Annotated in this window: 11 protein-coding genes and 1 riboswitch; of the genes, 8 read left to right on the top strand and 3 right to left on the bottom strand. The window is 57.7% G+C overall.

Features of this window, described 5'->3' with window-relative positions:
- Positions 1-108: 108 nt before the first annotated feature.
- Positions 109-186: riboswitch (SAM riboswitch) on the top strand.
- Between the two features lie 61 nt (positions 187-247).
- Positions 248-1438, top strand: a complete 1191-nt coding sequence (gene metZ, locus ACR3EH_RS02535) for an O-succinylhomoserine sulfhydrylase (protein WP_171646782.1) — start codon at positions 248-250, stop codon at positions 1436-1438.
- Between the two features lie 255 nt (positions 1439-1693).
- The gene (gene folE2, locus ACR3EH_RS02530; RefSeq protein WP_171182694.1) at positions 1694-2797 is read left to right on the top strand and encodes a GTP cyclohydrolase FolE2; all 1104 of its coding nucleotides are present in this window, start codon (positions 1694-1696) and stop codon (positions 2795-2797) included.
- 356 nt (positions 2798-3153) lie between these two features.
- On the opposite strand, the gene ACR3EH_RS02525 is transcribed toward folE2, so the two are convergent.
- Positions 3154-3831 carry a hypothetical protein gene (locus ACR3EH_RS02525; protein ID WP_171182696.1) on the bottom strand — a complete coding sequence of 226 codons (678 nt, stop codon included), beginning with the start codon at positions 3829-3831 and terminating at the stop codon, positions 3154-3156.
- Between the two features lie 94 nt (positions 3832-3925).
- On the opposite strand from ACR3EH_RS02525, the gene ACR3EH_RS02520 reads away from it, so the two are divergent.
- Both ACR3EH_RS02520 and ACR3EH_RS02515 read left to right on the top strand, forming a co-directional pair.
- Complete coding sequence (locus ACR3EH_RS02520; RefSeq protein WP_171675490.1) at positions 3926-5374, top strand: TrkH family potassium uptake protein; 1449 nt, start codon at positions 3926-3928, stop codon at positions 5372-5374.
- Positions 5374-6948 carry a thiamine pyrophosphate-binding protein gene (locus ACR3EH_RS02515; RefSeq protein ID WP_171182697.1) on the top strand — a complete coding sequence of 525 codons (1575 nt, stop codon included), beginning with the start codon at positions 5374-5376 and terminating at the stop codon, positions 6946-6948. Before ACR3EH_RS02520 ends, ACR3EH_RS02515 begins: the two co-directional genes overlap by 1 nt.
- Before the next feature lie 51 nt (positions 6949-6999).
- On the opposite strand, the gene ACR3EH_RS02510 is transcribed toward ACR3EH_RS02515, so the two are convergent.
- Complete coding sequence (locus ACR3EH_RS02510; RefSeq protein ID WP_171675492.1) at positions 7000-8739, bottom strand: serine protease; 1740 nt, start codon at positions 8737-8739, stop codon at positions 7000-7002.
- Positions 8740-8945: 206 nt separating this feature from the next.
- Between ACR3EH_RS02510 and ACR3EH_RS02505 the strand changes: the two genes are divergently transcribed.
- Positions 8946-9875, top strand: a complete 930-nt coding sequence (locus tag ACR3EH_RS02505) for a glycine--tRNA ligase subunit alpha (protein WP_171089363.1) — start codon at positions 8946-8948, stop codon at positions 9873-9875.
- An 8-nt stretch (positions 9876-9883) separates the two neighbouring features.
- On the opposite strand, the gene ACR3EH_RS02500 is transcribed toward ACR3EH_RS02505, so the two are convergent.
- Complete coding sequence (locus ACR3EH_RS02500) at positions 9884-10516, bottom strand: MarC family protein (protein WP_171182701.1); 633 nt, start codon at positions 10514-10516, stop codon at positions 9884-9886.
- A gap of 91 nt (positions 10517-10607) precedes the next feature.
- On the opposite strand from ACR3EH_RS02500, the gene ACR3EH_RS02495 reads away from it, so the two are divergent.
- The 3 genes from ACR3EH_RS02495 to glyS are packed head-to-tail and all read left to right on the top strand — an operon-like array spanning position 10608 to position 14580.
- Positions 10608-11132: a DUF6446 family protein gene (locus ACR3EH_RS02495; RefSeq protein ID WP_171089367.1), complete on the top strand. Its 525-nt coding sequence runs from the start codon at positions 10608-10610 to the stop codon at positions 11130-11132.
- A gap of 52 nt (positions 11133-11184) precedes the next feature.
- Positions 11185-12351, top strand: coding sequence for a sodium/glutamate symporter (gene gltS, locus ACR3EH_RS02490; protein WP_253284738.1), 1167 nt, complete (start codon positions 11185-11187; stop codon positions 12349-12351).
- 9 nt (positions 12352-12360) lie between these two features.
- Complete coding sequence (glyS, locus tag ACR3EH_RS02485; protein ID WP_171182702.1) at positions 12361-14580, top strand: glycine--tRNA ligase subunit beta; 2220 nt, start codon at positions 12361-12363, stop codon at positions 14578-14580.
- Positions 14581-14628: the final 48 nt, after the last annotated feature.

Raw genomic sequence — 14628 nt, 5'->3', positions numbered from 1 at the left:
TCGGGCGATGCCATCGCAGGGGAAGGCCCGTCGAACCTTTGATTACAGATCTGTGACGATGGGTTTGTCGGGGTTGACGACTCTGCATGTGCGGCGTAAGGCCAACATCACAGACCACGTGGCGATTTGTTACCGGATTGCGGGCCACGCTAAACAACACCGCTAAAAGGTCAGGATGAAAGACCCCTTTCGCTTGGCCGCGTCTGGGGTTTTTTGTTTGCCTCTGCCAGAGGCTGAAAGGATTGAGATGAGCGAGAACTGGAACAAACGCACCCAAGCCGTCCATGGCGGCATCCGCCGCAGCCAATACAACGAGGTGAGCGAGGCGATTTTCCTGACGCAGGGCTTCGTTTACGAAAACGCAGAACAGGCCGAAGCCCGGTTTCTGGAGTGCGGACCTGACGAGTTCATTTATGCCCGTTACGGCAACCCAACTGTATCCATGTTCGAACAGCGTATCGCAGCGTTGGAAGGGGCCGAAGACGCCTTTGCAACGGCATCGGGTATGGCCGCTGTCAACGGTGCGTTGACCTCGATGTTGAAGGCAGGCGATCATATCGTCTCTGCCAAAGCCTTGTTTGGATCCTGTTTGTACATCGTCGAAAACATCCTGACCCGCTTTGGTGTGGATGTGACCTTTGTTGATGGCACTGATCTTGAGCAATGGAAGGCCGCAATCCGGCCCGACACCAAAGCGGTATTCTTCGAATCCATGTCGAACCCGACTTTGGAGGTGATCGATATCGCGTCTGTGGCCGAACTGGCCCACGCTGTCGGTGCCCTTGTTGTGGTGGACAACGTGTTCTCGACCCCGGTGTTTTCGCGCGCGATTGCGCAGGGTGCAGATATTGTAATCTATTCGGCGACCAAGCACATTGATGGCCAAGGCCGCGCGCTGGGCGGCGTGATTATCAGTACTCGTGACTTCATCCGCGGAACGGTCGAGCCGTACCTGAAGCACACCGGCGGCGCGCTTAGCCCGTTCAACGCCTGGGTCATGCTGAAGGGTCTGGAAACCATGGCTCTGCGGGTCAATGCGCAGGCTGAAAGCGCGCAAAAGATTGCTGAGGCACTGGAAGGGCACCCGGCGCTTGAGCGTACCCTGTATCCCGGCCTGAAAACCCATGCGCAGAACGCGCTGGTTCAGACGCAGCTTGGAGGCAAGGGCGGCACGGTTCTGTCTCTGGACATCAAGGGTGGCAAGGATGCGGCTTTTGCTTTCCTGAATGCGATGACGATCCCAGTGATTTCCAACAATCTGGGCGATGCCAAATCCATCGCAACGCACCCGGCTACAACGACGCACCAACGGCTGAGTGACGCGCAGAAAGACGAATTGGGTATCACACCCGGCCTCATTCGGTTCTCTGTTGGTCTGGAGGACGCTGATGACCTGCTGTCCGATATCCGGCAGGCGTTGGAGGTCTCGCAAAAGTAATCTGCCGCGCCCCTGGCGTCTTTATCGTGCCGGGGCGTGACTTGACGTCAAACTGCAGCGTAATTGTGTGTTCGTACGGATTGCCTGTTGCGTTGTTTCTTGCTGATTGCACCATCAAAGGGCGCAAATCGTTGCGAATTGACGGTTTTGCACCGCTTTTTTCGATCCGGACTGCTATTGGCCACGTATCTGGGTAGACTGGAAAATGAACATCAGTCGTATATAGTCCGACGATCAATCGAGGAACAGCAGCCGATGAACGTTCACCCGCGCGACATTGATGAAACTCCGGATCGGGAAAAGGCCGCCGAGGCTCTTAAAGTTCTTCGGCAATGGGCTCAATCGGCGTCTGCATCCGAGATCAGCCAATTGGACCCGGCTGTGGCCAGGTTGGTGCCCGGGCTGACTTCGGTGAATTACCCATCTCTTTCTCGCGAGTATCCTGAGGATTTTGCAATCGATGCCGCGTATCGCGCGTCACTGCCAGATTTGCAGAATGGCCCGTCCAGCCTGATCCGTGGGGCCAAGCAGCAAATCCAGCATGTGGGCATTTCGAACTTCCGCCTGCCTATCCGTTTCCATCGGAAAGAGGGCGATGACCTGACGCTTGAGACTTCGATCACAGGTACTGTCAGTCTGGAGGCCGAAAAAAAGGGCATCAACATGTCCCGGATCATGCGGTCGTTTTACAAACATGCAGAACGTACGTTCAGCTTCGAGGTCATGGAAGCGGCGCTTGATGACTACATGACAGATCTGGACAGTTTCGATGCCCGGATTCAGATGCGGTTTTCTTACCCGGACAAGGTAAAGAGCCTGCGCTCGGGTTTGGAAGGCTACCAATATTACGACATTGCCCTGGAATTGGTCGAAAAAAACGGTGTGCGCCAGAAGATTATGCATCTGGACTATGTGTACTCTTCGACATGTCCGTGCTCGCTGGAACTGAGCGAACACGCTCGTTCGATGCGCGGGCAGCTTGCAACGCCGCATTCTCAGCGCTCGGTCGCGCGGGTTTCCGTTGTGGTGGACTGCGATGCAGATTGCCTGTGGTTTGAAGATCTGATTGCGCTGTGTCGTCGTGCTGTTCCGACCGAGACGCAAGTCATGGTCAAACGTGAGGACGAACAGGCCTTTGCCGAGCTGAACGCCGCAAACCCCATCTTTGTCGAAGACGCTGCGCGCCTTTTCTGCGCTGAACTGTTGGCGGATCACCATGTGGGCGATTTCCGCGTTGTCGCCAGTCACCAAGAAAGCTTGCACAGCCATGACGCCGTGTCGATTCTGACCGAGGGCCCAACGTTTGAGGCATCCAGCCTGGACCCCAGGTTGTTCACAACCCTGTTTCATGTTGGGTGAATCGCGCCGTGTAAGCGGTTAGAATTTAATCAGAGTTTCTGGCCGCAAGCGTTCTTTCGCCGCAATGCAGCAAAAATGCTGCACTTGCGCATTCTTTGCCTGTATATTCGAAGGGAATGCAGCAGACGTATGCCTGCCTTCGGGAAGGTGTGCGTCCCCGAAAGGAAACCGAGACGTGACACGCCTTGGACTGCAAGACCTGGATCACCGCCCGATACATCGGTGCGGGCAGGGCACCTTACCCAAAAAATTCGGGCTGCATCGTTTTTACAGGAGAAACATGTAATGAATCCGATTACCCAACCGTTGGAGCTTCAGGCTGCGGCGTTTCGATTGGCGGGCTATGCCGTGGTCAATCAAATGAAGATCATGCAAATCGTAGCTCGTTCAGCGTTCGAATTGCCGATGGCACCTGTGCAAGCACTGCATGCGGCCGCATCAGCTCCGGCGCCGGTCGCTGAAAAGCCAGTCAGAAAACCGACGGTCAAGGCCAAACCTGCTGCTTCTAAGGCCAAACCTGCTGCTTCGCGTGTGCAAAAACCAGCGGCCAAAAAGGCCACGGTTGCGAAAAAACCAGTAAAGAAGGTTGTGGCGGCTGCGCCCAAAACAAAACCGGTTGAGTTTTCCGCCAAGCCGCGCGCTGCCGCTGTGGCAAAGGTTGAGCCGGTCGTGAAGGCCAAGCCCGCGCCAAAACCAGCCCCGCAGGCCAAAACAGAAGAAAAACCTGCCGCACCCGTTGCCAAGCCAGCAAAACCTGCGGCGCGAAAGGCGACCCCCGCATCGTCTTCTACCGTTAAGGCAACTCCGGCGAAAAAATCTCCGGCCCGGGCTGCAGCGCCTGTAGCCAAGACACCTGCGGTCCAGCCAAAAACCGCTACGCAGTTGGAAAAAGCGGTGTCGAATCGCGCGAAACCTGCGCCCCGCACACGCAAAGCGGCTTCACCCAAACCTGCACCGTCTGCCACCCAGTCAAAGCCCGAGGCGACAGCAGAGAAGCCCAGCCCGCAGACGCGTAGAACCCGTGCACCGTCCAAACCTCCGGCGATGCCCGGGGCAGATACGAAATCCGACGCTTAACCCGGATCATCTGCTTGACACGGTCGGGTTGGCGCGCCAACGCTGCGCGTCATGATGGATCTTCGCCCGGTCGGATATGTGATTGGCTTGCTGGTCGCCATTCTTGGGGCGACCATGCTGTTTCCTATGCTCGCCGACATGATCGAGGGGCGGGGGGAATGGCATGTGTTCCTGGAAAGCGCGATCATCACGATGCTGACCGGGTCGGTTCTGGCGATGAGTTGTTCCAACGGCGTGGGCGAGGGACTGACCATTCGGCAGACCTTTTTGCTGACAACCGGCGTATGGGTCGCGCTGCCGGTATTTGGTGCAATCCCGTTTCTGTTCGGTGAAACCGAACTGCGCTTTGTCGATGCCTATTTCGAGGCCATGTCCGGCCTCACAACAACAGGCTCAACCGTCATAACCGGGCTGGATACACTGCCACGGGGGCTTTTGCTGTGGCGCGGTATTCTGCAATGGTTGGGCGGCATCGGTATCATCGTGGTCGCGATGGTGTTCCTGCCGGAATTGCGGGTGGGTGGTATGCAAATCTTCCGTTCGGAAGGGTTTGAAACCATGGGGAAAATCCTTCCGCGCGCGCAAGAGATCGCAGGCCAGATTTCCCTGATCTACGTGTTCCTGACTGTAGTATGCGCGCTGGTCTACGCTGCATTCGGGATGAGTTTTTTTGATGCCACCGTCCATTCGATGACCACCATCGCGACGGGTGGATTTGCCAACTATGACGCGTCATTTGCAACATTCTCGGGCCCGGTGGAATACGCGGCTGCGGTGTTTATGATTCTGGCGGCGTTGCCTTTCGTACGGTATGTTCAGCTTGCCAATGGCCAGACCTCTTCCTTGTGGGAGGACAGCCAGATCCGTGCCTTTATCGCGACCGTTCTGGTGCTGGTCGTGATTATGACCATCTTTCTTACTTCGGTCTTCCCGCACCATTGGGAACAAGCTTTCCGCGAGTCCCTGTTCAACATCACCTCGATCATCTCGGGCACCGGGTATGCCAGTGTTGATTACATGGGATGGGGCAGCTTTCCGGTTATGTTGTTTTTCCTGATCGGGCTTATTGGCGGCTGCGCAGGATCCACAGCATGTTCGATCAAGATCTTCCGATATCAACTGCTGCTGGCGTCAATCAAAACTCAGATCAGGCGGATCCGGTCCCCTCACGGAGTTTTTGTCCCGCTTTACGACGGTCGGCCCGTGGGGCGCGATGTTCTGACCTCGGTCATGAGCTTTTTCATGTTCTTCGTTCTGTCGATGGGCGTGTTGTCCTGGGCACTGGCGCTGACGGGGCTGGAGTTCATCACGTCCGTGTCCGGGGCAGCAACCGCATTGGCCAATGTCGGCCCCGGTCTGGGCAGCCAGATTGGGCCCGCAGGCAATTTCGCGGGCCTCAATGATACGGCCAAGTGGCTGCTCACGATCGGAATGCTGGTTGGGCGGCTCGAACTTCTGGCCGTTTACGCGATCTTCACCGTTCAATTCTGGAGAAACTGATGAAAAGACCCCTTGGCGCGCAAATTTCGCATATGCTCAAGGATCGTGGCGTGGATGTGATCTTTGGCATTCCGGGCGTCCATAATCAGGAAATGTATCGCGGCATCGAAGAGGCGGGCATTACCCATGTTTTGGCGCGGCATGAGCAAGGGGCGGGGTTCATGGCAGATGGCTACGCGCGCGCCACGGGCCAGCCGGGTGTTGCCTATGTCATCACCGGGCCCGGTTTGTGCAATATCATGACACCGATTGGTCAGGCCTACAGCGACTCTGTTCCGATGCTGGTGTTGTCTTCCTGCCTTGATGAAACGCAGGCAATGCGTGGCCAGTTGCATCAGATGAACGATCAGCGTGTCGCTGCCGGGACGGTTGCCGATTGGTCGGCACAGGCCGAATCCGCCACAGCAGCCTATGGGCTGGTGGAACGTGCTTTTGAAGAGTTCGAGCTATCGCGACCACGACCCAAACACATTCAGGTGCCAATTGCGCAGTTGGAGGCAGATGCTGAGCCCGCGCCATTTCCAAACCAGCCAGCGCTGCGCACCAAGGCGTTGCCGCCTGATGTGTCATCCGTTGTTTCGATGCTGAACCTGTCACGCAGGCCATTGTTCATTTTGGGCGGGGGCTGCAAGTCCAACGACTGGCGGCAAATTTTGACACAGTTGGGCGCTGCTTGCTTTACCACCTACGCCGGGCGCGGGATGCCGGGCGCGAACTACCCGCTGGATTTCGGATCCATGCTGCCGCGCCCTAGAAGCGCCGAAGTCATAGCCTCGGCGGACCTAGTGATTGCTGTTGGCGCTGAGCTGGGCGAGGTTGATCTGTGGCGGCATGAGCTTGGACACAAAGCGACGCTGATCCGTGTGGATCTGGACCCCGAAGTTCTATCTGATCGCCACCGGGCCGCAATCAAGCTCCAGACAGACAGCCAAAGCTTTGCCCGCGCATTGTGGCACGCGACTGCTGACATGAAACCCGCGACCGGATGGTCGGCCGATGAGGTCGCCGTTGCGCGTGCCCGCTGGCGCGCCGAGGTAGATGCCGAGCGGCCCGGAATTGTGCCGGTTGCGGACGCGCTGCGCGAAGCCATGCCAGCTGATACAATGATCTATTCGGACATGACCCAATTCGCTTATGTCGCGAAAGAGGTTTGGGACATGGCCTATCCTCATCACTGGCATCACCCTACGGGGTTCGGCACCCTTGGCTACGGGTTACCTGCCGGAATCGGTGGAGCAGTGGCACGACTTGGAAAGCCAACGGCAGTTATCGCCGGGGACTATGGGTTTCATTATACGATGCAGGAACTGGGTGTTGCGGTTGAGTTGGGTTTGTCTTTGCCGATCATCCTGTGGGACAATGGCAAGCTGAAAGAGATTGAAGACAGCATGGTGCGCAGTCAGATCGCACCGAATGCTGTGGTTGCTCGAAACCCGGATTTCTGCAAATTGGCTGAGGCTTTCGGTGCCTTGTCGGCGGCACCTTCGACATTGGCAGAAATGCAGAGTGCCACCCGCGCCGCCTTCGACGCACCGGTCCCGACGCTTATCCATGTGACGCCAGACATTCTGTAAAAAAGCGCCGCGCGGGTGCGCGGCGCTTGGAAATTTGCAGGTGGCTGCGGTCTATTCCCAGCAGTGCACCAGAACCGTCATGCCTGTTGCGCGTCGGCTCAATTCATTGGGCGAAATCTGTGTGGTTTCCTCGCCCGACAGACCGGACACGCCAGCTTGAGCCAGAATTTCTGTCAGCCGCTCACCGGTGGCTGCCAGACTGACAGATGCAGGCAGACTGCGTCCTTCAGATGGCGGCGGCAGTAACATGCCCACAACATTGCCGCTGTCATTAAAAACCGGACCACCGGCATCACCGGGCAGTGCGCTTAGCGCCAGACGTTTGACACCAGTTTCACCGTTCAACCCGCGGACATCGGCAACTTGCCCAAATGTCAGCGTTGGTGCGCCCAATGCGCCCTGATACGAGAAGCCTGACACCGCGATGTCGGACTGAAGACGCGGCAAGGCCGGGCTGAATGCGGCCACGCTCATGGGCGCCAACGCCTTGGCCGGGCGCAGAACAGCAACGCCTACTTCGTCGTCTGCCACGGCAAGCTGCACCTCTTGATCGCCATCCAGTGTGATACGGGTGCAATTTTCAACAGCTTCCGAAACCGTCAAGACGGTTCCCTTGTCATCCGCAAAGAAACCCGAACGCGACAGGCGGGGCTTGCGGATCTGAAGGCCGGAAACAAGGTCAATGCTCTGCTCTGCGTTCAAACCTGCTGCAGCGTCAAGCACCGCGTCGGTTGTGTCAAAACTGGACGCCATAGCTGCCAAAACCCGCAAACGACGCGCTTCATCCCCCTCGGGCCACACCAGGGTGAACCCCTTGATCTTCCCATCGGTCAGACGCGCCTGTGTGAAGGACACAACCCCGTTTCCGCGCCCTTCAAGGGTGAAGCGATCTCCGCGCAGCTCACGCGGACCATTCAGGGGAACGATCTCCAGCGACTGCATGACCTCATACAGGGCCCGCAGCGTGCGCTTGTCGCCGTCCTGGCTGATCAATAGTGCCTTGGCGTTCAAATCGGATGCGCTGTTGAAATGCACGAAAGGGGCCTCATACCGGTCAAAGCTGACGGCACCCAGCGGGAAGTCCATTGTGATCCCGGCGGCGTCATCGCTGTATCGGGCCATGCCGACACTCGTCAGCGGCGCGTTATAGTCGTCCATCAGTGCTTTGCGCTGCGCTGTGGTCAGAACGCCAGTTGCTTCATATCCGTTAAAGCGCTGCCAATCTCCCATCGAGCGGCGCGTTCCCTGACCAAAGGCCCCGTCAATGGTCGAGTTATAAAACCCCGCCGCCTGCAAGGCCGTTTGCAGGTTTCTGCGTTCCTGCGCGGTCAGCAGACGTTCGGATTGCAAGGCTTGTGCCCGCGTTTCATCCGCGTCCTGAGTAGGCGCGATTGTCAGCGTATCTTTTGCCTGAGCAACTGGCGCAACCGGTGCCGCGACGGTGCCACGGTTCAGCACGTTTGCCCCAACAGGCCAGAATTGTTGCCCCAGTCCGCTGGAAAAGGCGATGAAACTGTCGCGGGGGATTTGACCCTCGGACCGATAGACCTGCAGCACCTGTTGCGCATCCGGGCGCGCATATGGGCCGACCACGATTGCATACCACCCGCTGTTCAGTCTGAAACCGTTCACATCAGGCAACGCAGACGCATAAGCCTGCGCCCGTTCCTGCGCTTCTTGCAGGGTTGGCTGGGCTTCAATTTGAACCCAGACGCCGGGGTCTTGCTGAGCGGATGCGGCGCGCAGGCCGACCACAAGAAATAATAGAATTGCTGAAAATACGCGTGTCATTGTCTGCCCGTGTTTTGCAGTGTTTGTGCTTTGGCGCAGGGTACGCGATTTCCAGTGCTAAATACCATGCCGCATGTACGGGGAATTTGTGGTGTGGCCGCGCAGATACAGCCATGGGGCAAAGCCCCGTTGACGCCCCTTGGCCCCTTGCATAGGAAGGGCCAAACCGACCGGAACCGGGCGTAAGAATGCCCAGAGGGAATGCCATGACCGAACCGAACAGCGCACCGCGTTCATTTCAGGAGATTATCCTGCGGCTTCAGACCTATTGGGCCTCGAAAGGCTGTGCGATTTTGCAGCCCTATGACATGGAGGTCGGGGCAGGGACGTTCCATCCTGCGACCACTCTGCGTGCGTTGGGATCCAAAGCATGGGCCGCGGCCTATGTTCAGCCGTCGCGCCGCCCGACGGATGGGCGCTATGGCGAAAACCCAAATCGTTTGCAGCATTACTATCAGTACCAGGTGCTGATCAAACCCAGCCCGCCCGATCTGCAGGAGCTTTATCTGGGCAGCCTCGAGGCCATCGGCATCGACATGGATCTGCATGACATCCGATTTGTCGAAGATGACTGGGAAAGCCCCACCCTGGGTGCCTGGGGTCTGGGTTGGGAAGTCTGGTGTGATGGTATGGAAGTCAGCCAGTTCACTTATTTCCAGCAGGTCGGCGGGCATGATTGCGCACCCGTCTCGGGTGAGCTGACCTATGGTCTGGAGCGTCTGGCGATGTATGTGCTGGGTGTAGACCATGTGATGGACATGCCGTTCAACGACCCGCAATCCCCCAGCCCGCTGACATACGGTGACATCTTCAAGCAAACCGAAGAGGAATACGCACGCTGGAACTTTGACGTTGCCAATACCGAGGTTCTTCTGCGTCATTTCGAAGAGGCCGAGGCTGAATGTGCTGCCATTCTGGCGCAAGAGCATGACGATCCTAAAACCGGCAAGCGCATCATCATGGCGCACCCGGCTTATGATCAATGCATCAAGGCCAGCCACATCTTCAACCTGCTGGATGCGCGCGGAGTGATTTCGGTGACTGAAAGACAGGCTTACATTGGACGTGTGCGGGCGCTGGCAAAGCAATGCGCGGATGCGTTTGTTCAGACCGAGGCGGCCGGGTTCCAAGCCTGATGGGCCAATCAGGCCAGCCCCGGCAGCAGCGCTTTGAGGCCATCCGCGATCATACTGATCGCGATGGCCGACAAGATCATACCCATAAAGCGGCTCATGATCACACGCGCGTTGCCCGACAGGCGTTCGGCCAGCCATGCTGCATTCCAGAAGGTGACCAGCAAAAGCGCGACGACCACCAGGAATACGCCTGCGAATACAATTACTTCGACAGGCTTTTTCACGTGATGGGCGTACAAGATCAAAGTTGTAATGGTTCCGGGCCCAACAAGAATGGGAAAGGCCAGAGGGTAAAACGCGACGGTTTCAGCTGTGTGGTATTCTTGTTTCTCGTCTTCGGTTCCGTGGTGCGACGTACTCTCGTTGCCGTTGAGCATGTTGAAACCGATCATCAGAACGACCAGACCGCCCGCGACCCGCAAGTGATCGACCGTTATGCCAAACAGGCCAAGCGCCTGACTGCCCACGGCTGCAAACGCTCCACCCAGGATCAGGCAGTAGAGGGATGTTTTGATCGCAACTTTGCGCTGATCAGAGGCGGACAGGTTCTGCGTGACACTCAGAAATACCGGCAGGTTCGTCACTGGATTCATGATGGCAAAAAGCGCGCCGAAAAATCCAACGGCAAGGGTGGTATCCATACTTTTCGCCTCGGGTCGTTCTGTTCTGCGTTGAAATGTGGCCTATTTCTGAAAGACTTGAAAGTCCTTGCATGAAGGGAAGCATCGAAAGATGACTGGTAAAATTCTGGCGATCATCCTGCTTTTGTCCGCAGCCCTTGCAGGCGCAGGCATGTATTACTTGCAGGTCTACGGGTATTATTACGATGTTGAACCCCGTCCGGGTGAGGATGTTGTCTTGTTGGCTGACGCAGCACAGCCGCCGGTTGCTATTCCTTATTCTTCGTTTCAGGCCATAGACGCAGACAGCTCTCCGATCCGATACCGCGCCTGTTTTGAAACCGACATCGCGCTGGACGAGTTGCGGGCCACTTATGTGACGGCGGAAGAGGCAACACCGCTGACCGCGCCGGGCTGGTTTGACTGTTATGATGCGGTGGGCCTGGCTGACGATCTGAAATCCGGCAAGGCCCAAGCCTTTATTGGCCAGAAAAATGTGCATTACGGCGTTGATCGCATCGTGGCCATCACCCAGGACGGCAAAGGTTTTATCTGGCACGTTCTGAACAATTGCGGCGAAAAGGCCTATGACGGTACGGTGGTCGGAGAGGAGTGCCCCCCGCGCCCCGAGAACTGAGGAACTTGCCTTGGCCGACGCAGTAACAATCCCGGATTTCATCACGGCGACCATGGGTTTTGCTGTCTATCTGCTTGGCGCGCAGATCAACAGCAGGGTTGCGATGCTGCGGCAATTCAATATCCCTGAACCGGTCACTGGTGGACTTCTGGCATCGCTTGTCGTTCTGGCCCTATATCTGGTGTTCAACCTCGAACTGTCCTTCGAACTGAACACCCGCGATTCCCTACTGGTTCTGTTTTTCGCCGGGATTGGCCTGAATGCGCGGTTTTCTGATTTGATTGCGGGCGGTAAGCCTCTGCTCATTCTCCTGATTTTGACGCTCGTGACGATCATTGCGCAGAACGTGATCGGAGCGGCAGGCGCGTCGTTGTTTGGCTATCCCGCGCAAGCCGGCGTTCTGTTCGGATCCGCTGCCCTCATCGGCGGGCACGGGACCGCGATCGCATGGGCACCAGAGGTTGCAGGGGCGACCGGTTTGGAAGGCGCGACCGAATTGGGCGTTGCGGTTGCGACGTTGGGCCTGGTTCTGGCGGCTTTGGTCGGTGGCCCCATCGCGCGCCTGTTGGTTGAATCGCGCAATCTGACGCCTGATCGACCCGATGAGGAACACACGGTCGGGCTGCCCGATGATGAGCCAAAGCTTTCGGGCATCGACCATATCTCGATCATGCGCGTGCTGCTGCATCTGAATCTTGCGGTCATTTTTGGCTTTATATTGGGCGAGGCCATTGCCGCTGCTGGGCTGAAACTGCCTTTGTTTGTGCCCTGCCTTCTGATGGGCATCGTGATTTCGAACCTGAGAACGGCCTTGGTGCCGTCCGCCCCACCTGTTGCACGGACGCCCTCGCTGGCCTTGATCTCGGAATTTGCACTGGGTGCGTTTCTGGCGATGTCCTTGATGAGCCTTCAGCTTTGGACAATTGCCGAATTGGGGATGGCGATAGCGGTTATCATGTCGGCGCAGACGCTGTTCACGGTCGTCTTTGTAATTTGGGTGCTGTTTCCGCTTATGGGTTCAAACTACCGCGCGGCGGTGCTGGCTGCGGGTTTTGGGGGCTTTGCTTTAGGGGCTACACCCACCGCAATTGCAAATATGACCGCCGTGACCAAGCGATATGGTCCATCGCCTATTGCCTTTATTGTGCTCCCCCTTGTATCCGCCTTCTTTGTGGATATCGCAAATGCCATCGTCATTCAGACGATCGTCAATTTCTAAGGACCAACAATGCCTGACCTGCTGATCGAACTGTTTTCCGAGGAGATCCCCGCGCGCATGCAGACCCGCGCCGGTGAGGACCTGAAAAAGCGGATCACCGATGGTTTGGTCGAGGCCGGTCTGACCTATGCCGGGGCTGCCGCCCTGACCACGCCGCGCCGCCTGACGCTGGCGGTCGAAGGTCTGCTGGCGGAAAGCCCCACCATTCGCGAGGAACGCAAGGGCCCCAAGGTCGGCGCGCCGGACAAAGCCATCGAAGGGTTCCTGCGTGGCGCTGGCCTGACCCGCGACCAGCTAGAAGAGCGCGACACACCCAAAGGTGCGGTTTACTTTGCCACCATCGAAAAGGCAGGGCGACCAGCGGCTGATATTGTCGCTGAGGTGCTGGAAGCCACCATCCGCAACTTCCCATGGCCCAAATCCATGCGGTGGGGCAGTGGTGCCATGCGTTGGGTCCGTCCGCTGCATTCGATCCTGTGTATTCTGAATGATGAAGCAGGCTCGCAAACCGTGCCGCTTGAGGTCGAGGGCATAGCATCCGGGGACACGACCGCTGGCCACCGCTTCATGGCGCCGAACCGGTTTTCGGTATCGTCGTTCGAGGATTACGCCGCCCAATTGAAACGCGCATTTGTCGTGCTGTCGCCCGACGAACGGGCCGAGCATATCTGGAACGACGCCCAGAACATGGCCTTTGCCGCCGGTCTGGAAGTGGTGGAAGACAAGGGCCTGTTGGCCGAGGTCGCCGGGCTGGTCGAATGGCCCGTGGTACTGATGGGGCAGATCGACGAGGAATTCCTCGAATTGCCGCCCGAGGTGCTGCAAACCTCAATGAAGGAACACCAGAAGTTCTTTTCCGTAAAGAACCCCAAAACGGGCCGGATCGAGCGCTTCATCACCGTCGCCAACCGCGAAACCGCTGACAATGGCGCGACCATTCTGGCGGGGAACCAGAAGGTGCTGTCAGCTCGTCTGGCGGATGCGAAGTTCTTTTGGGAGAATGACCTGCGCGTTGCCAAGTCGGACATCGCCCAATGGACCCGCGCGCTGGAGAATGTGACCTTCCACAACAAACTGGGCACCCAGGCCGAGCGCATCGACCGCATCGCCGCGCTGGCCCGCGAACTGGCCCCGGTGACCGGAGCGGATGCCGATCAGGCCGAGAAAGCCGCGCGTCTGGCAAAGGCCGATCTGAGTTCCGAGATGGTTTATGAGTTCCCTGAACTTCAGGGTCTTATGGGCCGCTACTATATCGAAGCCGCAGGCGAAGACGCCGCAGTGGCTGCCGTGGCGGAGGAGCACTACTCACCGCTGGGTCCATCGGACGACGTACCAACCGCACCGCTTTCGGTGACCGTGGCGCTGGCTGACAAGCTGGATACGCTGGCTGGGTTCTGGGCGATTGATGAGAAGCCGACCGGTTCGAAAGATCCGTTTGCACTGCGCCGTGCGGCGTTGGGAGTTATTCGTTTGGTGCTGGGTAACGATCTGCGCATCAGTTTAGACCGTTTCTTTGATAGCCAGTTAGTGCGGGCAGAGAACGCCATCAATGAGGCGCTGCCGGATGCAAATGTGCGCGACCTTCTGGAGGAAATTGCAGATCACGGTGTATTTGGCGGGGCTTTTCAGGCTGTCAAAGAAAGAATTGGCGGATCGCCTGCGGCGGCATTTCTTGAGTTAGAGGAAAAGGTTCCTGACGCATCCGATGACCTCCTCTCCTTCTTCCACGATCGTCTGAAGGTCTTTCTCCGCGACGAGGGCATCCGCCACGACATCATCGACGCCTGTATCGCGATGGAGGGGAATGACGACCTCAACCTGCTGGTAAAACGCGCCCGTGCTCTGAATGCGGTGATCTCGACCGAGGATGGCGAGAATCTCGTGCAGGGCTTCAAGCGCGCCAACAACATCCTGACGCAGGCCGAAGAGAAGGATGGCGTCGAATACTCCTATGGTGCGGATGTGAAATTTGCTGAGACGGACAGCGAAAAGGCGCTGTTTGCCGCCTTGGATCAGGCACAGGCGCAGATTGACCCCGCGCTCAAGGCTGAGGATTTCCCGACTGCCATGACCGCCATGGCCGCCCTTCGCGGGCCGGTGGATGCGTTCTTTGAGGATGTGCAGGTCAACACCGACAATGACATCCTGCGCCGCAACCGCCTGAACCTGCTCAGCCAGATCCGCACGGTCTGCTCCAGCGTGGCCGATCTGACCAAGATTGAAGGTTAAATCTCTGGGCGCGCGGCAAATGCGCGCCCAGAACGCCCTTGCGCGAAA

This window comes from Ruegeria sp. BG7 (assembly GCF_056535685.1).
The sequence above is the reverse complement of the archived record's forward strand: the minus strand, read 5'-3'. Positions and strand labels throughout refer to the sequence as shown.